At 69.1% G+C, this 18,946-nt stretch carries 18 protein-coding genes; 8 read left to right on the top strand and 10 right to left on the bottom strand.

Translation table 11 applies throughout. The features are described 5' to 3' along the window. Positions 1-31 precede the first annotated feature (31 nt). From ASD65_RS00200 to ASD65_RS00185, 4 genes are read left to right on the top strand one after another with little or no spacing between them, the layout of a single operon-like run. Positions 32-553 carry a hypothetical protein gene (locus ASD65_RS00200; protein WP_056216834.1) on the top strand — a complete coding sequence of 174 codons (522 nt, stop codon included), beginning with the start codon at positions 32-34 and terminating at the stop codon, positions 551-553. Continuing rightward, positions 550-1,638, top strand: coding sequence for an efflux RND transporter periplasmic adaptor subunit (locus tag ASD65_RS00195; protein ID WP_056216830.1), 1,089 nt, complete (start codon positions 550-552; stop codon positions 1,636-1,638). The genes ASD65_RS00200 and ASD65_RS00195 overlap by 4 nt, the downstream gene beginning before the upstream one ends. Then, entirely contained in the window at positions 1,635-2,324 is a 690-nt protein-coding gene (locus tag ASD65_RS00190) for an ABC transporter ATP-binding protein (RefSeq protein WP_056216827.1), read from the top strand. Before ASD65_RS00195 ends, ASD65_RS00190 begins: the two co-directional genes overlap by 4 nt. After that, positions 2,321-3,511, top strand: coding sequence for an ABC transporter permease (locus ASD65_RS00185; protein ID WP_056216825.1), 1,191 nt, complete (start codon positions 2,321-2,323; stop codon positions 3,509-3,511). The genes ASD65_RS00190 and ASD65_RS00185 overlap by 4 nt, the downstream gene beginning before the upstream one ends. Positions 3,512-3,638: 127 nt before the next feature. Here the strand turns inward: ASD65_RS00185 and ASD65_RS00180 are convergent, their stop codons facing one another. The 8 genes from ASD65_RS00180 to ASD65_RS00140 form a co-directional block, all read right to left on the bottom strand. Continuing rightward, positions 3,639-5,981: a cellulase family glycosylhydrolase gene (locus ASD65_RS00180; RefSeq protein WP_056216822.1), complete on the bottom strand. Its 2,343-nt coding sequence runs from the start codon at positions 5,979-5,981 to the stop codon at positions 3,639-3,641. 201 nt (positions 5,982-6,182) lie between these two features. Continuing rightward, complete coding sequence (locus ASD65_RS00175; protein WP_056216819.1) at positions 6,183-7,055, bottom strand: DUF1684 domain-containing protein; 873 nt, start codon at positions 7,053-7,055, stop codon at positions 6,183-6,185. Between the two features lie 27 nt (positions 7,056-7,082). After that, positions 7,083-8,051 carry an Ldh family oxidoreductase gene (locus tag ASD65_RS00170; RefSeq protein ID WP_056216815.1) on the bottom strand — a complete coding sequence of 323 codons (969 nt, stop codon included), beginning with the start codon at positions 8,049-8,051 and terminating at the stop codon, positions 7,083-7,085. A gap of 9 nt (positions 8,052-8,060) precedes the next feature. Continuing rightward, entirely contained in the window at positions 8,061-9,692 is a 1,632-nt protein-coding gene (locus ASD65_RS00165) for a dipeptide ABC transporter ATP-binding protein (RefSeq protein ID WP_056224300.1), read from the bottom strand. Beyond that, positions 9,689-10,555, bottom strand: a complete 867-nt coding sequence (locus ASD65_RS00160; protein ID WP_082561498.1) for an ABC transporter permease — start codon at positions 10,553-10,555, stop codon at positions 9,689-9,691. Before ASD65_RS00160 ends, ASD65_RS00165 begins: the two co-directional genes overlap by 4 nt. Further along, on the bottom strand, positions 10,549-11,574 hold the full coding sequence (locus tag ASD65_RS00155; protein ID WP_156378753.1) for an ABC transporter permease: 1,026 nt from the start codon (positions 11,572-11,574) through the stop codon (positions 10,549-10,551). The genes ASD65_RS00160 and ASD65_RS00155 overlap by 7 nt, the downstream gene beginning before the upstream one ends. After that, positions 11,571-13,181, bottom strand: a complete 1,611-nt coding sequence (locus tag ASD65_RS00150; RefSeq protein WP_056216812.1) for an ABC transporter substrate-binding protein — start codon at positions 13,179-13,181, stop codon at positions 11,571-11,573. The genes ASD65_RS00155 and ASD65_RS00150 overlap by 4 nt, the downstream gene beginning before the upstream one ends. A 415-nt stretch (positions 13,182-13,596) precedes the next feature. Beyond that, positions 13,597-14,250, bottom strand: coding sequence for a TetR/AcrR family transcriptional regulator (locus ASD65_RS00140; RefSeq protein ID WP_056216807.1), 654 nt, complete (start codon positions 14,248-14,250; stop codon positions 13,597-13,599). An 89-nt stretch (positions 14,251-14,339) separates the two neighbouring features. Here ASD65_RS00140 and ASD65_RS00135 point away from each other — a divergent pair, with 89 nt between their 5' ends. Next, positions 14,340-15,302 (top strand): alpha/beta hydrolase, encoded by a 963-nt coding sequence (locus tag ASD65_RS00135; RefSeq protein WP_200948607.1) that lies wholly within the window; start codon positions 14,340-14,342, stop codon positions 15,300-15,302. Positions 15,303-15,358: 56 nt separating this feature from the next. Next, positions 15,359-16,099, top strand: coding sequence for an SDR family oxidoreductase (locus tag ASD65_RS00130; RefSeq protein ID WP_056216801.1), 741 nt, complete (start codon positions 15,359-15,361; stop codon positions 16,097-16,099). 88 nt (positions 16,100-16,187) lie between these two features. Here ASD65_RS00130 and ASD65_RS00125 read toward each other — a convergent pair whose 3' ends face one another. Next, positions 16,188-16,514: an ArsR/SmtB family transcription factor gene (locus tag ASD65_RS00125; RefSeq protein WP_200948606.1), complete on the bottom strand. Its 327-nt coding sequence runs from the start codon at positions 16,512-16,514 to the stop codon at positions 16,188-16,190. Positions 16,515-16,530: 16 nt separating this feature from the next. On the opposite strand from ASD65_RS00125, the gene ASD65_RS00120 reads away from it, so the two are divergent. Continuing rightward, the gene (locus tag ASD65_RS00120) at positions 16,531-17,007 is read left to right on the top strand and encodes an SRPBCC domain-containing protein (protein ID WP_056216794.1); all 477 of its coding nucleotides are present in this window, start codon (positions 16,531-16,533) and stop codon (positions 17,005-17,007) included. 327 nt (positions 17,008-17,334) lie between these two features. Then, complete coding sequence (locus tag ASD65_RS00115; RefSeq protein WP_056216791.1) at positions 17,335-17,640, top strand: NIPSNAP family protein; 306 nt, start codon at positions 17,335-17,337, stop codon at positions 17,638-17,640. Between the two features lie 83 nt (positions 17,641-17,723). Here the strand turns inward: ASD65_RS00115 and ASD65_RS00110 are convergent, their stop codons facing one another. Further along, positions 17,724-18,884 carry an RNA polymerase sigma factor gene (locus tag ASD65_RS00110; RefSeq protein ID WP_056216789.1) on the bottom strand — a complete coding sequence of 387 codons (1,161 nt, stop codon included), beginning with the start codon at positions 18,882-18,884 and terminating at the stop codon, positions 17,724-17,726. Between the last annotated feature and the right edge of the window lie 62 nt (positions 18,885-18,946).

Raw genomic sequence — 18,946 nt, 5'->3', positions numbered from 1 at the left:
AGCCTGGCCAGATGTCGCAAGGAGCAAACACATGAGATTCTTCACCACCACCCGCAGCCGCCGCGCGACCACCGGCGTCCTCGCCCTCGCCACCGGCGCGGTGCTCGCCCTCGGGTTGTCCGCCTGCGCACCGGCAGGAGGCGCCGATCCCGAGCTCAAGTCCGGCGATCTGCAGACCTCGATCGTCGAATGGCGCCAGGCGATGGACGACTGCATGCTGAAGGCCGGCTTCGACCTGGCACAGACGTCCGCGGACGGCAGCCCCTCCGACTCCATCGACACCTCGCAGTGGGACATGAACGAATTCGACAAGGCGTACGCCTCGTGCACCGCCGAGGTCGGCGAGGCGCCCGTCGATGACAGCCTGCCCAGCGAGGACGAGCTCTTCGAGTCGCAGCTCGTGTTCGCGAAGTGCATGCGCGAGTTCGGCTACGACTACCCGGACCCGGTCAAGGGCTCGGGCGGCATGGGACAGGCGTTCGGTCCGGAGACCAACGGCGACGACGTCGACACCTGCACCGAGAAGGCCAACCAGCCGGTGGGGTCCAAATGAGCACGGACACCACACCGACCACCCCGCGTCCCCGGCGTAAGCGCGCGCTGCTGCTGACCGGCCTCGGCGTGCTCGTCGTCGCGGCGATCGTCGCTGCCGTCGTGCTCGTGCAGCGGCCGTCCTCGGCCGAGCCGAAGGTTGACAAGGTCTCGGTGGAGACCGTCATCATCACCCGCGGCGAATTGACCGAACAACTGCGCGCACAGGGCACGCTCGGGTTCTCCTCGCCCCGCGACATCGGCTCGACGCTGTCGGGCATCGTCACCGGCGTTCCGGCCGGCGGCACCGTCGTCACCGCCGGACAGGAGCTCTTCCGCATCAACGACTCCCCCGTCATCCTGATGCACGGCAACCTCCCCGTCTGGCGCGCGTTCACCGAGGGGATGACCAACGGCGCGGATGTCCTGCAGCTCGAGTCGAACCTCGCCGCGCTCGGCTTCTTCGGTCGCACGCCGGACGCGCAGTTCACGTGGCACACGATCGACGCCATCAAGAAGTGGCAGAAGTCGCTCGGACTCGAGCAGACCGGGATGATCGAAGACGGCCGGATCGTGTTCTCCCCCACCGATGTGCGCATCCAGTCCGCAAAGGCCTCCGTCGGCGACGCCGCGAGCGCGGCCATCGTCTCGGTCACCGGCACCTCCAAGGAGGTCCTGGTGTACATCGACACCCCCGACCAGGCCATCGCCCCGGCGGGCAAGAGCGTGACCGTCGTGCTGCCCGGCGGCGTGGAGACCACAGGCACCATCGTGACCGTCGGCGCGCCGGTCGAGCGCGACGGCACCAACGGCAAGACGCTGAAGGTCCCGGTGACGCTGACCCTCGATGACCCCGCCGTCGGGGCGGACCTCGACAATGTGACGGTGAGCATCCTGCTCACCCAGAGCAAGGGCACCGACCTGCTCCTCGCTCCCGTCACGGCACTGCTGGCTCAGCCCGGCGGAGGATTCGCCGTCGAGGTGATGACGGGCAAATCGGGCAAGACGAAGCTCGTCCCCGTCGAACTCGGCGCCTTCGCCAGCGGCCTGGTGGCCGTCACGGGTGGTGACCTCGCGGAGGGCGACAAGGTCGTGGTGGCCAAATGAGCGCCCCGATCGTGCAGCTGCGGGGCGTCACCCGCAGCTACGGCTCTCCGCCCACCGTGGCTCTCAACGGCGTCGACCTGACGATCGAGGAGGGCGAGATGCTCGCGATCGTCGGGCCCAGCGGTTCGGGCAAGTCGACGATGCTCAACATCATCGGCTCGCTCGACCGCGCGTCCGCCGGGAGCACCGAGATCGCCGGTCAGGATGTCATGAGCATGAGCGACAACGAGCTCTCCGCGCTGCGCGCCTTCACCATCGGGTTCGTCTTCCAGCAGTTCCACCTCTCGGACGGCGTCACCGCACTCGACAACGTCGCCACCGGCCTGCTCTACACCGGCATGCCTCCGCGTGAGCGCCGCCGCCGGGCCGCGATCGCCCTGGAGCGTGTCGGCCTGGGCGATCGCCTGCACCACCATCCGCGCCAACTGTCCGGCGGCGAGCGCCAGCGCGTCGCCATCGCCCGCGCGGTCGTGGGTGAGCCCAAGCTGCTCCTCGCGGACGAACCGACCGGCAGCCTCGACACGAAGTCCGGAGCCGGAGTGATGCAGATCCTCCGCGAGCTGCACGACGCAGGCACCACCGTCGTCGTCATCACGCACGACCAGGGTGTCGCGGCGGGCATGCCCCGGCGCGTCCACATCAGCGACGGCGAGATCGTGGCCGACGAGCGGGAGGAGGCGGCATGAGCATCGACCGACGTTCCCGTCTCCGCCCCGCCGACCTGTTCTCGCTCGGGTTCCACGGGCTGCGGGCACGGCCGCTCCGCGCAGTGCTGTCCTCGCTCGGCATCGCGATCGGCATCGCGGCGATGATCGCCGTCATCGGCATCTCGACATCGAGCCAGGCGCTCATCAAGGACAAGCTGGCCGCGCTGGGCACCAACCTGCTCACCGTGACCGGCGGCACCGACATGCTCGGTGCACCGGCGCCTCTCCCCGAGGATGCCGTGGCCCAGGTAAGGCGGATCCCCGGCGTGCTCCACGCGAGCTCGACCAGCACGCTGGACAAGGTCAACATCTACCGCAACGCGGAGATCGAGCGTACCCGCACCGGCGGGCTGTCCGTCGCGGCGGCGGATCTGGACCTGCTGGCCGCGACCGGCACCACGATGCTCACCGGTGTGTGGTTCAACGAAGCCACGGCGCAGTTCCCGACCGTCGTGCTCGGGCGGACCGCCGCCGAAAGACTCGGCATCCTGAATGAGGGTTCGCTCGTGTGGCTCGGCGAGCGTCAGTTCACCGTCATCGGCATCCTGGATTCGTCACCGCTCGTGCCCGAGCTGGACTCGGTCGCCTTCATCGGCGAGCCGATCGCCCGCCAGGCGTTCGGCTACAAGGGCAATCCCACGATGATCTACGAGCGGTCCGAGGAGGACCGCGTGGCCGAGGTCCGCAAACTCCTGCCTCCCACCATCAGCCCGCAGGCACCGACCGAGGTGAAGGTCAGTCGACCCTCGGACGCGCTCGCGGCGAAGAACACCGTCGACCAGGCGTTCACCGGGCTGCTCATCGGCGTCGGTTCGATCGCACTGCTGGTCGGCGGCATCGGCGTGGCCAACACCATGGTCATCTCGGTGCTCGAGCGCCGACGCGAGATCGGCCTGCGCCGTTCCCTCGGGGCGACCAAGCGCCACGTGCGCCAGCAGTTTCTCTTCGAGGCCATGCTGCTGTCGGCATATGGCGGGATCGCCGGAGTCGCACTCGGCTGGATCATCACGGCCATCGCCGCCAAGGCGAACGGCTGGGTCGTCGCGATCCCGCCCGAAGTGCTGGTCATCGCCGTCGCGGTCACCGTGGTCGTCGGAGCTGTCGCCGGGCTCCTCCCGGCGGTGCGCGCCGCACGCACCTCCCCCACGGCGGCGCTCAGCACCTAGGTCCTTCCGCGGCACAGCTTCGGGGCATCCGCTCGACACGCCGGTGGTGCGATGGCATCCACCGGCGTGTCGCGGTCTTGGCCCGAAGCTGTGCGGCGCGGCGGCCGACCGGGCAGAGGCGCGCCGGCTACTCGCCCGCCGTCAGCGAGTAGTCGCCGTCCGCACAGCCGCCGATCAGCCAACCGCCGGGCACCTGTGTGGTCGTGAGCTTCGTGATGCCGTCGACCTCGACGTTGGTCGCGGCGTCACCCGGGATCCACACCTCGAGGTCGCACCCGCGTTCCGGCGTCATGCCGGAGAACGTGAGGTTCGCGCCCTCGCCGTCGAGCGCCGTGAGATGCCCGGGCGCCACGCGCGGGTAGGCACGGCTCAGGATCTCGAGGATCGCGGTCTTGGGCGGGGCATCCCCACCCGTCTCGCAGTCCTGCACCATCAGGCCGTCACCGATCGGCTGGATGCCGTTCTGCGGGTCGCCGCAGGCCTGCTTCCATACCCAGTACGCACTGCCCAGGATCTGCGCGTCCTCTTCATCGGCGTAGCGGTTCAGGCGTGCGAGCACATCGGCATCCTCACCCCAGTACCCGTACTCCCCCGACCATAGTGGCGCGTCGTATTCGTCGGCCACGCGCTGCGCGAGCGTGAACTGCCGCTCCAGGCTGACGATCGGCGGAATCCCGAGGTCGCGGTCCATGGTGATCGACTCCGCGTACAGGTGCGGCGAGAACACGATGTTCTCGTCGTCGGTGAATCCGGGGGTCGGACCGGTGTCGAACCCGAGCCCCGACCACAGGATGCTCGGCTCCACGAACACGATCTGCGGTGCTCCGGCATCCCGGATCTCGGTGATCGCCTTGTCGTAGAACCCGCCGAGGAGGTGGGCTGTCGTGACCGGCGCGGTCTCGCCGAAGCCGGGTTCGTTGAGCAGGTCGAATCCGGCGACCATCTGCTCGTCGGCGAACTCCGCCGCCAGCTTTCCCCATGTCTCGGCGAGCGCCGTCTGGATGCCGTCGGTATCGAAGTAGAAGTGCTGGAAGGCCCGGTCGCCGGCCGGCGAGATGTCTCGCCCCTGGAACTGGCAACGCGGGGCGTTGTCGGTGATCGTCGCCCACTCGGGTGCGCCGTCGAAGCCCCACATCGGGTCGGTGCCGGGCCGGCAGACCGTGCCGTCGGCGGTGGCGCCGTTCCACCAGCCGTCCTGGTGCATGTCGAGCACCGTGTAGATGCCGTAGTCCTTCGCCCACTCCACGGCCTGCGTGATCTTGCCCAGATACTCGGGGTCCAGCGTGCCGCGCTCCGGCTCGAGCGCCGACCACGAGATGTTCAGGCGCACGACGTTGAAGCCTTGCTCCGCCATCCCGGCGTAGTCGTCCTCGGTCAGCGGTCGGTTCACCGGCACGTCGGGGCGCGCCTGGTAGAAGTCGACGAGCTGGTTCACGTTGACGCCGCGCAACAGCACCTGGTTGCCGTTGCCGTCGGAGATGATGTCGCCGTCGGCGCGGAGGAACCCGGCCGGCACGGCCTCCTTCGACTCGGCCGCCGACGTCGCCGATGCGGACCCGGTCGGCACCAGCCCGAGGGCCGCCACCACGGCGATCAGAGCGACGGATGCCGCGACCACCTCGGGCACGCGGGCCGAGCGTCCCGCGCGCACGCGGTCGACGATGACGGCGCTCACGCCGACGATCCAGCCGACGCACGCGGCGAAGGCGATCCCGTCCGCGACGGCGATGTAGGCCACCATCAGCGGCCAGATGTCGCCGCGGAATCCGCCGTCCACGACGAGGCCGACCAATGCCTGGATCAGCCCGACCATGCCGCCCGCGACGACCGCGGCCAGCCAGCCGCCCAGCACGCCGGGTACGCGCGCACGCATCCAGCGCAGGGACAGCAGTGTGGCGCCGACGATCAGCAGCATGGCCAAGATCATCGACAGCGGACCGCGGTCCAGACGCGGAGCCGGGATGCCGGGGGCATACACCGCGCCGGTCCACCACATGCCCGCAAGGAGCGGAGCAACGACGCCGAACAGGATGGCCGGTAGCCACACCGCCCCGCGCTCGCGCCGCACGCGGGTGGACGCACCGCCGAACCAGCGGGCGAACGCCGCCACGATCAGTGCCGCCGGCACGGCCTTCGCCGCAATGAATCCGGCGGCGTAGCCCGCCACGGCGAGGTTCCACGTCATAGCGAAGCACGCGGCCGCCTGCGCCAGCAGCACCGCGAGCACCAGACCGGGCACCAGGGTCCAGTAGCGGTCCCCGGCACGCAGAGTGACCCACCACGTCATGCCGAGCAGCACCGGCACGAAGATCACATACGGAGCGAGCGGCCACAGCCCGAGATCGAAGCGCAGGTCCGCGCCGGACCAGCCGACCAGCGCCAGCAATCCCGTCGGATCGGCGACCGCCTGGATGATGACGAGCAGGACCATCGCGATGAGCGCGACGGTGGGACGTCGTACCGAATTCATGTCACTCCGTCGTGGCAAAGATGTGTGCGGGACCGTCCGGATGACCTTCCATGAGGCTGGAGGGAGGTCAATCCCAAACGGTGCTTATGTTTACGATCACATTACATCGCATCGCTCGTCCACATCAACGGAGAAGCCCTGGCGACTCCGTCGAGTCTCCAGGGCTTTTTCGTGTGAGCGATTCGCGTCAGCGCCGCGGCGTCATCCGTTGTACGTGAGAACCCTTTCGATCGACTCGACGGGCTTGCGCTCGCCCGCGAGGATTTCGATCTCGACCGAGTTCTCGCGCGGCGGGATCGGGCACGTCACGAAGTTCGTGAAGGCGCACGGCAGCGGCGTGAGGTAGTTCAGGTCGATCGACTCGATCGACTCGGGCGCTTCTCCGGGAAGCCCCAACTCGACCACGCGGCCGGCGCCGTACGTCGTGCGGCCGCTCGTCTGGTCGCGCAGGTGCACCACGGGCTGGATGCCGGTGGCGGTCTCCTTGCCGATGACGACCAGGTCGTACGGCTTGCCGCCGAGCTCGACGCGCAGCGTGCCGATGCGAGTGGTGGTCTCACGGACGCCGGTCTCGACGGTGGCCTGCTCGACGTCGAGCGCCGCAGTCGGGGTGAACGTGGCCGGCAGTCGCCAGGCGAGGTCGTACTCGTAGGACTCGAGGTTCGAGAAGTCCTTGGCGGCCGACACCTTCGGGTCGCGCACACGGACGGCGAAGATGCGCTCGTCGGCATCGTTGGTGCGCACGATGGTCTCGATCTCGCGGTCGCCGAAGTACACCGGGACGCTCTTGCCGTGGCCGTAGGTCTGGTTGCGACCGGGGACGATCGCGACCGGCGCGCTGGGGTGCTCACCATCGACCGACAGCGTGGGGCCCTCGACGGGCGGAAGGAAGGTCACCTGTCCGTCGATGACCTGCCACTGGCCGGGGAGGTCTTCGAGGGCCTTCGGCTCTTCGCCTTCGTGCAGCCAGTACTGGGCGACCAGCGACGTCCATCCGTACGGCCGCGACAGCTCGGCGACGCGCGCGTGGCGCCATTCGCGCCACTGACCTTCGAGGTGCTCTTTCACTGGCATGCGCAGTGTTCCTTTCAGTGAGGTGGATCAGGCGGATGCCGCGTCGCCGGGCAGGGCGGGCAGCATCCGTTCGTCGATGGTGAGCGTCGCCGGAAGATCGGCGAGTCGCGAGGGCAGCAGGTCGAGGCGACCGGGGACGTGACCACCCGCGGCTTCCCAGCGCTGCAGGAGGTCGACACTCCCCTGCGCCGCCTCGTCGGACGGGGGCCGGAACGCGATGACGGTCACGCCGCGCAGGGCGTGCGGGCCGCCGCCCGCGGTGCCGCTGGTGCTGCCGGTCGCGACGCCGGCGAGCATCTGCACGAGCAGTCCGACGAGCGATGACATCTTGGTCGCGGGGAGGAAGGCGGCCAGCGCACTCGCGTCGGTGGTGAGTGCGCCGTCGGCGTCGATCCCGACACCCTCGGCCAGCGGCTCGCCCGTCTCGCGGTGCCCACGCAGGGCGGCGAGCGTCATCGGCGCCGTCGCGAAGTCGACGACGAGCGGCACGTCGCCGGCACGCGGCGCGGCGAAGGCGATCGGGTTCGTGCCGATCGCGGCGGCGGTCCCGCCCCAGGGCGCGACCATCGGTGCCGACTCGGCCAGCACCAGGGCGATCAGGCCCTGCTCGGCGAGACTCCGCGCGACGCAGCCGAGGATGCCGGTGGCTCCGACGTTGCGCAGACCGATGACCGCGGCGCCGTGCGCGTCGACCATCTCCCCGGCTCGCCGCGATGCTTCGGCCAGCGCGACGATGCCCGGCAGGCCGAGCGCGTCGAGGTTCGCGACGGCGCCCACCGCCGCGAAGGCCGCCGTACCGGTGCGATCGGTCGATGCCTGGAGGCGCTCGAGCTCTGCGCGCAGCATCCCGATCCCGAACCGTGGCTGACCGAGCAGCTCGGCGGTGAGGAGCCACAGAAGGGCCGTGTCACGGTCTTCGGCGTCGCCGCCGAATCCGGCCAGCGCAACGCGCAGCCGCGCGACGACCTCGTCGGTGGGAACGGATTCACCGGGCATGGTCACTCCTCACGCCTGCGCCGGCGCGACGGGTTCCGGCAGCGCCGGGATCGCGGCGAGCAGAGACTTCGTGTACTCGGATCGGGGTGCGGTGAACACGTCGTGCACCTCGCCGGACTCGACGACCGCGCCATCCCGCATGACCAGCACCCGATCGGCGATATGGTGCACGACCCCGAGGTCGTGCGAGATGAAGACGATTGCGACGCCGGTGGTCACGCGCAGGCGGCCGAGAAGCTCGAGCACCTGCGCCTGGACGGTGACATCGAGCGCCGACACGGCTTCGTCGCACACGATCACGTCGGGCTCGGGAGCCAGCGCCCGGGCGATCGCGACGCGCTGGCGCTGCCCGCCGGACAGCGTGCGGGGCCGTCGCTCGAGGTGCTCCTCCCCCAGCCCGACCGAGCGCAGCAAGTCGATCGTGCGGGTGCGGCGTTGCGCACGGCTCAGCGCCGGAAGTGCCTCGCCGATGATGCGGGCGACGGTGTAGCGCGGGTCGAACGAGCCGAGCGGATCCTGCGAGACGGTCTGGATGCGGCGGCGCAGCGCCCGGCGCTGAGCACCGCGGACGCCTGCCCACTGCTCGCCGTGCACGCGCACCTCGCCTGCGTCGGGCGCGACGAGACCGAGGACGATGCGGCCCAGCGTGGACTTGCCGGAACCGGACTCGCCGACGACGCCGAGCACCTCGCCGCGGGCCAGGTCGAACGACACCCCATCGAGGGCGGTGAACTCGCCGCGCGCGCCGGTGCGGTATCTCTTGACGACGTCCCGCACCGACACGACCGGGGCGGCATCCGGATCGATCGGGGGTGCTTCAGGCAGTGATTCGCCGGTGATCAGCGACCGGCCGCGGGCATCCGGTGTCGGGACGGCGCGGATGAGCTCACGCGCGTAGTCGGTGCGCGGCGCGGTGAGCACGTCGCGGGCGTCGCCTTCTTCGACGACCTCGCCGTGGCGCATCACGATCACCCGATCGGCGAGGCGCCCGACGACCGCGAGGTCGTGCGAGATCAGCACGAGGCCGGTGCCCTGGGCCTTGAGCGCGCCGAGCAGGTCGAGGATCCGCGCCTGGACGGTGACGTCGAGGGCGGTCGTCGGCTCGTCGGCGATGACGATCTCGGGCGAGCCGGCGATCGCGGACGCGATGAGGGCGCGCTGGCGGAGGCCACCGGACAGCTCGTGCGGCAGTTGGCGGGCGCGCAGCTCCGGTTCGGGGATGCCGACCTCGGTCAGCAGCTCGCGGACGCGCTCGGCACGCTCGGAGCGTGACCCCATGTCGTGCACGGCGAGTGTCTCGCCGACCTCGGCGCCGACGCGGCGGAGCGGGTCGAGCGAGCCCAGCGCGTCCTGCAGCACGAGCCCGATGCCGCGCCCGCGCACCTGTCGCCATGCCCGCTCGTCGAGCAGAGTCAGGTCGGTGTCGCGCCAGCGCAGCTCGGTCGCGGTGACCGTGGCGTTGCGACCGGAGACGCCGAGCAGGGCGCGCGCCGTGACGGACTTGCCCGAGCCGGACTCGCCGACCAGCGCCACGCACTCTCCCGGCGCGAGCGAGAACGAGATCCCGCGCACGACGGTCGAGGCGCCGCCGTCGAAGCTCACCGAAAGGTTCTCGACGGAGAGGATCGAGGCATCCGTCATCGCGTCACCCCCGAGACGAAGCGGCGCTGCAGCCACCGGCCGACCAGGTTGATCGACACCACGGTGACGGCCAGGAACACTCCCGGCCAGACGCCGAGCCACGGCGCGAGGGCGAGGTAGTTGCGGCTCTCGGACAGCATCAGGCCCCACTCCGGCGTCGGTGGCTGGGCGCCGAGTCCGACGAAGCTCAGCGCGGAACCGGCGATGATCGCGGTGCCGATGCCGATCGTGGCGAGCACGAGCAGCGGACCGATGGAGTTCGGGATGATGTGGCGGATCGCCACGAGTACGCCCGGCACGCCCAGCCCGGTGGCCGATTCGACGTAGCCCGACGACCGGACCAGCTGCACCTGGCTGCGCAGGATGCGGGCGTAGCCGGGGATCGCGCCGATGCCGATAGCGATGAGCAGGGTGGGGAGGCTGACCCCGAGGATCGCGACGAGCACGATCGCGATGAGCAGGTCGGGGAAGGCGAAGAGGATGTCGAGGATGCGCGAGAGCACGCGATCCACGACCCCGCGCGACATGCCCGCGAGCACGCCGATCACGATACCGCCGACGAGGGCCACGGCGACGGCGCCGAGGCCGAGCAGCAGGCTCGTACGAGCGCCGTAGATGACGCGCGAGTAGACGTCGCGACCGAGCTGGTCGGTGCCGAGCAGATGCTCCGGGCTCGGCGGCTGCAGGGCGTTGCCGGCATCCGCCAGCAACGGGTCGTAGGGGGCGAACACCGACGGGAAGAGCGCCATGATGACCACGCCGAGCAGTACGATCCCGGCGAGGATCGCGACGACCGTGTGCCCGGTGACCGCCCGACGCGGGCGGTTGATGCTCGTTTCGAGCGCAGCGCTGGAGATCACCATGCCGATCGCACCCCCGAGTCGATGCGGGTGCGCGGATCGATCGCCGCCGAGAGGACGTCGATGATCGAGTTGACGATGACGAATACGAGGGCGCCGAAGATGATGATGCCCATGATCAGCGGCATGTCGTTGGCGATCACCGCGGTCAGCAGCACGCGGCCGAGGCCGGGGCGGGCGAACAATGTCTCGATGACCGCGGTGCCGATCAGCAGCGAGCCGAGCACGGCGCCGGCGTAGGTCAGCGCGGGCAGCACCGCGTGACGCAGGGCGTGCACGATGCGGATGCGCATGTCCCCTGCGCCGCGGGTGCGCGAGGTGACGACGAAGGGCTGGTCCAGCGCCTCCTCCATCCGCTCCCGCAGGATCTGCGCGAGCACGCCGGTCACGGGGATAGCGAGGGTGATCGCGGGCAGGACGAGAGCGCTGAAGCTGCCCGCACCGCTGGAGGGGAAGATCGGGATCATGAAGGAGAAGGCGGTCAGCAGCAGCAGGCCGATCCAGAAGGACGGCACCGAGATCGCCAGCAGCTCGAACGTCTGCGTCAGCAGCAGGGCGATCGGGCCGCGACCAGAGGACAGCGTGGCACCCACGACGGAGAGCACGATCGCCAGGATCAGAGCGGATGCCGCGAGCGCCGCGGTCGGGCCGATATTGGCCGCGATGATCTCGGTGACCGGCTGGCGCAGCAGGTAACTCTGCCCGAGGTCACCGCGGAACATGCCCGTCATGAACTGCCAGTACTGCTCCCACACCGGGCGATCCAGGCCGTAGTTCGCGATCACTTCGGCGCGCAGACCGGGCGTGATCTCGAAGACGCCCTTCAGTAGCACGTCGGCGGGGTCCCCCGGCATGAGCTGCAGCATGAGGAAGACGAACGTCGCCGCGACGAGCATGACCACGACGATGTCGATGAGCTTGCGCAGCGCCACCCGCCCGATGGCGCGGGCGCGGAGGTTCGCCGACGGGGCGGGCGGCACGATCGCGCCACCCACCCCGTCGAGCCGAACCGGCGTCGTCACTGAGCGGAACCCTTTTGCACGCCGTAGAACGCGGTCGGGTAGCCCACCGGGTCGAACTCGATCCCGCTGATGTCATCCGCCGTCGCGACGATGAAGTTCTGCACGTACAGCGGCATCACGACGCGCTGATCGCTCAGACGCTCCTGGATGCTGCGGTACAGCTCGGCGCGGTGCGCGTCGTCGTCGAGGGTCTCCCAGGCTTCGAACAGCCAGCCGGTGACCTCGTCGTCTTCGTACTTCGGGTAGTTCACGATCGGACCGGCGACGGTCAGCATGATGTAGGCATCCGACTGGCCCCACGACTCTGCCGCGATCTCGAAGTCGCCGTCCTTGATGCGAGACAGGTAGCTCGCGGTGTCGAGCTTCTCGATCTGGATGTCGATGCCGCTCTTGAGCACATCGGCCTGGATGGCCTCGGCGAGCACATCGCGCTGGTCGCGGATGTCACCGCTGTCGAACACCCAGCGCAGCACGAGCGGCTCCCCCGTGGCGTTGACGCGGATGCCGTCCTCGTTCACCTCGGTATAGCCCGCCGCGACGAGCAGCTCCTCGGTGCGGGCCGGGTCGTAGGCGTAGCTCTCGACGACGTCCTCGTTGTACGAACCGGCCGGGGCCGTCGTGGGTGCGAGGGTGGTCCAGGCCCGGTCGTAGCGGCCGGCGTAGATGTTCTCGACGATGCCGTCGAGGTCCGCAGCGGAGAACAGCGCGTCACGCACGGCGATGTCGCTGGTCGGGCCGGTGGCCGTGTTGAGCATGGCGACGAACGGCACGCCGGCGGCCGGGGCATCCACCGTCAGGAAGCCCGCGGATTCCAGCTGCGCCGCGTTCAGCGGAGGAACAGCGGATGCCGCGTCGGCCTGACCGGACTGCAGCGCGCCGATGCGCGCCTGGGTCTCGGGAACGAACCGGATCTCGACCTTCTCCACGTTCGCCGGTCCGGTGTGGGTCGCGTACTCCGGTCCCCACTCGTAGTCCTCGTTGCGTTCGAGCTTCAGCGACTCGCCGTGCACGTACTCGACGGGGATGAACGGCCCGGTGCCGACGAGGTTGGTCGGATCGGCGCAGCGGTCGGCATCGGAGAACTTCTCGATGGACTCGCTGGAGAGCACCGGGAAGTCGGGGGTCGACAGCTGCTGCAGGAGGTTGGCCTGCGGATTGGGGAGGGTGGCCTCCCAGGTGTTGTCGTCGATGACGCGCGAGCTCTCGAGCCAGTCGATGTTCAGCAGCGTGGTGTCTTCGGCGGTGAAGCGATCGGCGCTGGCCTGGACGTCGTTCGCGTCGAGTGTCGTGCCGTCGTGGAAGGTGATCCCCTCGCGGATGTGCAGCGTCCAGGTGATGCCGTCTTCGGCGACGGACCATTCGTCGGCAAGGCCCGGCGAGTAGCTTCCGTCTGCCGCCTGGCGCACGAGCGGGTCGAAGATCTGACGCGCGACACTGTAGTTGGCGAGGTTGCGGTAGCCACCGGTGTCGAAGCACACCGGCTCGAGGTCGCTCAGGAAGACGAACGTGTCGGCGTCGCTGGTCGCGGGACCCGCGCAGCCGGCCAGCACGATGATGAAGCCTGCGGTGGCTGCTGCAGCGCCCGCACGACGGGTGTTCCGGATCATTCGCGATCTCTCTGTTAGATGGAGCTGTCGGACGTCGCGCAAGGCGACAGCCGGGTGACGGCACGCGCGCACGAGCGACTGCGAAACACGTCTGGGAATGAGGACGCCGGGGATGTTGTGCACCCGATCACGTCACGCATCCGCATCCTCTCCAGTGGGGGTATCGCTGGGGAGGATCACAAATCGTTCGCCGTCGCCGTTGACCTATCGGAGGTCATACGGAGGCAGGGCCTGCGGATGGTCGATTCCGAGCAGCGGCGCCCTGAGGCGGCGGTGCGTGACCAACGTATCGAGCCGCCGAGCATTCAGACAAACTGATGATCACAATTGGTGACAAAAGGGGTCGGCGGGGCCTGTCGCGCCCGGGCGCGGGCGCCCGCCCGAGATGTCGTTCCTCACCCCGAGGCGCGACGGCTCATCGGCCCGCTGCCCCAGCGCTGGGAGAGACCGACAGCGGCGCGTCGAGAAGGTTGTCCCGCGCCAGCCAGTCCGGGAGCATGGCCGCGATCGTCTGGGCGACATCGTCGACATCGGACTCCGCCGCCTGCAGGTCCGCGTGCAGCAGTGCGAGTATCCCTCCGACGAGGAACCGCGCACCACGCTGCACGTCGAATCCGACGGGCTTGGCGGGCGCCTGCTCGATCGCGGCGACGAGGTGCGCCACCAACGCCCCGTGCAGTTCGGCGAGCGCCGGCATCTGCCCGTCCAGGACGAGGACCGCCACGCACAGATCCCGGTGCTCGGCGAGGTGGCCGAACAGATCGCGGAAGCTCGCGGCCGTCGGCCCGACAGGCCGGCCGGGCTCCCTCTCCTCCTGGGGCGGGTCGAACGCGTCGAGAACCGAACGGAGCGCCGCGACACCCACGTCCTCGATGCCCGCGAAGTGCGTGTAGAACGAGCTTCTGCTCACGCCGGCCACGCGCACGAGCTCCGCGACCGTCGGCGTGCTGCCCGATTCGAGGAGCTGCTCGTAGGCCGCGAGCAACTGGCTGCGCGTCCGCATCGATCGCGGATCGGTGGGGTCGCCCTCACGCATGAACGCCGCGGGCGGAATTCCGGTCAATCCCATCGGTCACCTCCTCACTTTGAGAGTAGTGGACAACAATCGGACAGATGTCCGTTAGTGTGTTCTCCAACCTCCACCGAAAGGAAGTCGAGATGTCAAAGATGATGCTCGATCCACAGATCACCGCGATCTACACGGCCATGGCCGAGACCCTCCAGTCGTTCGGCGACTTCACTCCCCCGGCTCGCGGCGATGTCCAGGCACTGCGCACGATGATCGACGCGTCGATGCCCGCATGTCCCGCACCCCCGTCCACGGGTGTGAGCCTCACACAACATATGGTCGCGTCCTCGAACGAGGGGCAGTTCGAAGTCCGATGGTTCACGCCTGAGAACCTGGCGACCGACACGGCGGGCCCCGCCGTGGTCTATCTGCACGGCGGCGGCATGGTGGCCGGCAAGGCGGAGTACTACGACGATCTGGTCAAGTACTACGTGCAGCAGTCCGGTGTGCCGTTCGCCTCGGTCGACTACCGTCTCGCCCCGGAGAACCCGGGTACGGGGATGGCGACGGATGCGGCGGACGCGATCGACTGGCTGATCGCGCGAGCCGCCGAGCTGTGGATCGATCCCCAGCGGATCGCCGTGATGGGCGACAGCGGCGGCGGCGGCGTGGCCGCGGGTGCGGCGATCCTCGCTCGCGATCGGGGCGTCGCGCTCGCGAAGCAGATCCTCGTGTACCCGATGCTGGATGACCGCACGATCACTCCCGATCCCTCCATCGCCCCCTACGCGGCGTGGGACTGGGACTCCAACTGGACGTGCTGGACCGCCGTACTGGGAGACGACATCGCCGGCGACGACGTCTCGCCGATCGCTGCGCCCGCGCGCCTCCGCGACTTCAGCGGCCTTGCGCCGGCGTACATCGAGGTCGGCGAGCTCGACATCTTCCGCAACGAGTCGATCTCTTACGCCCAACGCCTCCACGCCGCCGGGATCTCGTGCGAACTGCACGTGCTCCCCGGCGTCACGCACGGGCACGACCGCGTCAGCGTCGACATCGATGTGTCGCGCCGCTCGTTCGCGGACAGGTGCCGCGTCCTCGCCGCGCTCTAGCCATACCACCACCCCAGCACCCAAGGAGGACTCACAACGTGGTCAGAACTTACGCCATGACCGGCTCAGCATCGGGAATCGGCAAGGCAACAGCGTCGCTCCTGCGAGCGGCGGGCCACAAGGTCATCGGAATCGACCTGCGCGATGCCGAGATCATCGCCGATCTGTCGCTCAAGTCCGCGCGGGATTCGCTCGTCGAGAAGGTGCACGCGCTCTCGCCGGGCGGGATCGATGGCATCCTCGCGATCGCCGGCGGGCCCGCGGAGGTCAACTATCTCGGCGCTGTCGCGACCCTCGACGGACTGCGACCGCTGCTGGCTGATTCGCCCGCTCCCCGGGCGGTGGCGGTGTCGTCCTTCGCCGCCGCGCTCGAGGTCGATGAGGCCCTGCTCGAGGCGTATCTGAGCGGCGACGAAACCGTCATCGCCGAGGAGTCGGCGGCTGCGGCGAAGGATGGGCGCGAGCAGTTCCTCTACGCGACGTCGAAGCGCGCGGTATCGCTCTGGGTACGTCGTCAATCGATCACCGCCGAGTGGGCGGGTGCAGGCATCCCGATCAATGCCGTGGCGCCCGGAGTCATCCGCACGCCGATGACCGAAGAGATCCTCTCCACTCCGGAAGGGCACGCGATGCTCCTCGGCATGGTGCCGGCGCCCCTCAACGGACCGGCCGAGCCTGAGGTTCCCGCCCGACTGCTCGCGTGGTTGGTGAGCGAGGAGAACTCGCACGTGACGGGTCAGGTCATCTTCCTGGACGGCGGAGCCGACGCGACGGTCCGCGGGGACAGCATCTTCTGAAACCGCCCCGCACCATTCGAGCGGCCTCACCCCTCCGGGTGGGGCCGCTCGTCTTCGGCTCTGGAGGCCGAATCGAGTGCGCTCGCCGTCACTCCGCGTCCAGCTCGTCGAGCAGATCGACCGCGGCGTGCATGTACTCGCTGATCCAGCGGTCGTGGATGCGCTTGATCGGAAGCGGCGCCAGCGCGAGGTGCCGCTCGCGACCCACCTTTCGACCGATGACGAGTTCAGCCCCCTCCAGCACGCGCAGATGCTGAAGCACCGTAGTGCGGTCCAGCTCGGGGAACAGCGCGCACAACGACCCCGTGGTGTGGGATGAGCCCTTCAGCGCGTCCAGCATGCGGCGACGCACCGGCGACGCCAGCGCCTTGAACACGCGGTCATCGTCGGCATCCTTGTCCGTCGCCTCATTCATGTTGTATAAATATAACATGAATGACGAAATGAACCTCACCGAACTCTCCTTCTCCGTCTCCGGGCGAGTCGCCCGCACGCCGGAGGAGGTGTATGAGGCCGTCGCCGACCCCGCACAACTCTCGCGCTACTTCACGACGGGTGGGGCGCAAGGCAGGCTGGAGTCCGGCACGAAGGTCGCATGGGACTTCGCCGACTTCCCCGGCGCGTTCCCCGTCACGGTGGTCGAAGCCGACGCGCCCCGCAGGATCGTCGTCGAATGGGACGGCAAGGCATCCGCCCGGGAGAACGGCGCCACTCGGGTCACCTTCGAGTTTGAGCCGATCGACGACGGCTCACGGACCCTGGTGACGATCACTGAATCATCGTGGCTGCCGACCCCCGAAGGAGCGACCGCGGCGTTCGGCAATTGCGAAGGCTGGACGATGATGCTGACTGCGCTCAAGGTCTGGGTGGAGCACGGCATCAACGTGCGCGAAGGTTTCTACCGCTGAGCCGATGGCGCGATGCGCAGAGGACGGACCTCCGCAGCACACGACGCTCAGAGCCGGCTCGCCGGGGCGGCCGAGGGGCGAGAGCCCAGTTCTCAGCAGAGATACCGTAACTCGCGGCAACGAGCGGCAGCTTGGTCGCGTCGTAGTTGGTTCGCCGATTCGATCAGATCCGGGGCTCCACGCCCGCATTGCGACTGGTCTACAGACGCGCTCTGCCAGGTTTCCGAGCTTTCTCCGCCATACTTCGAGCGTTGTACCGTGAAGCTCGTCGCGCCGACTTCGCGTCGGCGAGACTCCGCGGGTACGCCTGATCACAAAGGAACCTCGATGATCACTGTTCATCTTCGCTATGAGATCGATCCCGACAAGCTCGACGACTTCACCCAGTACGGCCGCACGTGGATCCGACTCGTGAACAGGCTCGGGGGCACCCACCACGGCTACTTCATGCCCAGCGAGGGCGACAGCGACGAGGCGTTCGCGTTGTTCACCTTCCCGTCGCTGGCCGAATATGAGATCTACCGGAACGCTTCGAAGACGGATCCGGAGTGCCAGGAGGCGTTCGAGTTCGCACGTGCGACCGGCTGCATCCGTCGCTACGAGCGCCGGTTCCTCTCTCCCGTGTTCTCCTAGCGGTCGACGACCGCGACACCCGCGCGGCCGGAGGCGGCCCCAGGTGGATGCTGGTTGCCGCGCACGCGGATCCATGGCCTTGATCAGCGATCGTCGGCGATCGTGTCCCGACTCTGGCTGAGGCGCTGCGCCTGGCGCAGCAGGTGCTCCTGTTCGAGGATGCTGGTCGCTAGGCGTGCGGCCTCCGCGTACTCGGCGGCAGCTGCATCCGTGGCACCGCTCCGCTCCTGGAGGTACGCGAGCGCGGCGTGGTACCGCGGCACATCATCGCCCACGAGGTCGAGGGCGGCCAGGCCCGCGCGCGGCCCGTCCGCCTCGCCGATCGCGACCGCGCGGCCGAGTCGGATGACGGGCGAGTCCCCGAACACGAGAAGCTCGTCGTACCATTCCACGATCTGGACCCAGTCGGTCTCGGCGGCAGTCGGCGCATCCGCGTGCAACGCCGCGATCGCGGCTTGCGCCTGGTACTGCCCCAGCCGGTCCCGTGCCAGCGCCGACTGCAGGATGGCGACGCCTTCGGTGATCGCATCCACGTCCCACAGGGAACGATCCTGCTCGGCGAGCGGCACGAGCCGGCCACCTATGACACGGGCCGGCCGCCTCGCATGGTGCAGCAGCATGAGCGCGAGGAGCCCGGCGACTTCAGGCTCGTCGGTGAGCGCGGCGAGCTGGCGCGTCACGCGAACAGCCTCAGCAGCGATGTCGATCTCGCCCGAGTACCCCTCGTTGAACAGGAGATAGAGAACGCGCACCACACGGGACAGATCGCCCGGCTGATCGAGCGGGATGCCGACGAGTCGCTGCTTCGCGCGGCTGATGCGCTGGGCCATGGTCGCCTCCGGCACCAGGAAGGCATCCGCGATCTGCCGCGTCGTGAGGCCGGCGACCGCACGCAATGTGAGTGCGATCGCCGACGTCGAGGTGAGGACCGGATGTGTGCACAAGAAGTAGAGCCCGAGCGTGTCGTCATGCTGCGGCACGAGGCCACGTTCGGGTTCTTGCGCGAGTCTCTCCTCCCGGGCGGCGCGCGCCGTATCGCTGCGCACCTGATCGAGGAACGCACGCCACGCCACCGTGACGAGCCACGCGCGGACGTCGCGCACTCCCCCGAGGATCGGTCGCTCGAGCGCTCGCACCAGAGCGGTCTGCACGGCATCCTCGGCCGACGCGAAGTCCGCGCCGCGCCGGACGAGGATGCCGACGACCTCTGGAATCGCACGGCGCAGTGCCGTGGCTGGGCCCACGCGCCCGGAGGCTCCGGATGACGCGCCAGCGGCATCTGGAGGGGGCGTGGGGACCACCGACG

Origin of the sequence: Microbacterium sp. Root61 (assembly GCF_001427525.1) — a bacterium.
Classification (GTDB): Bacteria; Actinomycetota; Actinomycetes; order Actinomycetales; family Microbacteriaceae; genus Microbacterium.
The sequence above is the reverse complement of the archived record's forward strand: the minus strand, read 5'-3'. Positions and strand labels throughout refer to the sequence as shown.

Excerpts from the sequence above, each read along its gene's own strand:
- ASD65_RS00180 (WP_056216822.1), bottom strand. The coding sequence starts at position 5,981 with ATGAATTCGGTACGACGTCCCACCGTCGCGCTCATCGCGATGGTCCTG.
- ASD65_RS00185 (WP_056216825.1), top strand. The coding sequence starts at position 2,321 with ATGAGCATCGACCGACGTTCCCGTCTCCGCCCCGCCGACCTGTTCTCG.
- ASD65_RS00170 (WP_056216815.1), bottom strand. The coding sequence starts at position 8,051 with ATGCCCGGTGAATCCGTTCCCACCGACGAGGTCGTCGCGCGGCTGCGC.
- ASD65_RS00200 (WP_056216834.1), top strand. The coding sequence starts at position 32 with ATGAGATTCTTCACCACCACCCGCAGCCGCCGCGCGACCACCGGCGTC.
- ASD65_RS00130 (WP_056216801.1), top strand. The coding sequence starts at position 15,359 with ATGACCGGCTCAGCATCGGGAATCGGCAAGGCAACAGCGTCGCTCCTG.
- ASD65_RS00160 (WP_082561498.1), bottom strand. The coding sequence starts at position 10,555 with ATGGTGATCTCCAGCGCTGCGCTCGAAACGAGCATCAACCGCCCGCGT.
- ASD65_RS00120 (WP_056216794.1), top strand. The coding sequence starts at position 16,531 with ATGAATGACGAAATGAACCTCACCGAACTCTCCTTCTCCGTCTCCGGG.
- ASD65_RS00190 (WP_056216827.1), top strand. The coding sequence starts at position 1,635 with ATGAGCGCCCCGATCGTGCAGCTGCGGGGCGTCACCCGCAGCTACGGC.
- ASD65_RS00175 (WP_056216819.1), bottom strand. The coding sequence starts at position 7,055 with ATGCCAGTGAAAGAGCACCTCGAAGGTCAGTGGCGCGAATGGCGCCAC.
- ASD65_RS00140 (WP_056216807.1), bottom strand. The coding sequence starts at position 14,250 with ATGGGATTGACCGGAATTCCGCCCGCGGCGTTCATGCGTGAGGGCGAC.
- ASD65_RS00195 (WP_056216830.1), top strand. The coding sequence starts at position 550 with ATGAGCACGGACACCACACCGACCACCCCGCGTCCCCGGCGTAAGCGC.
- ASD65_RS00125 (WP_200948606.1), bottom strand. The coding sequence starts at position 16,514 with ATGAATGAGGCGACGGACAAGGATGCCGACGATGACCGCGTGTTCAAG.
- ASD65_RS00150 (WP_056216812.1), bottom strand. The coding sequence starts at position 13,181 with ATGATCCGGAACACCCGTCGTGCGGGCGCTGCAGCAGCCACCGCAGGC.
- ASD65_RS00165 (WP_056224300.1), bottom strand. The coding sequence starts at position 9,692 with ATGACGGATGCCTCGATCCTCTCCGTCGAGAACCTTTCGGTGAGCTTC.
- ASD65_RS00135 (WP_200948607.1), top strand. The coding sequence starts at position 14,340 with ATGTCAAAGATGATGCTCGATCCACAGATCACCGCGATCTACACGGCC.
- ASD65_RS00115 (WP_056216791.1), top strand. The coding sequence starts at position 17,335 with ATGATCACTGTTCATCTTCGCTATGAGATCGATCCCGACAAGCTCGAC.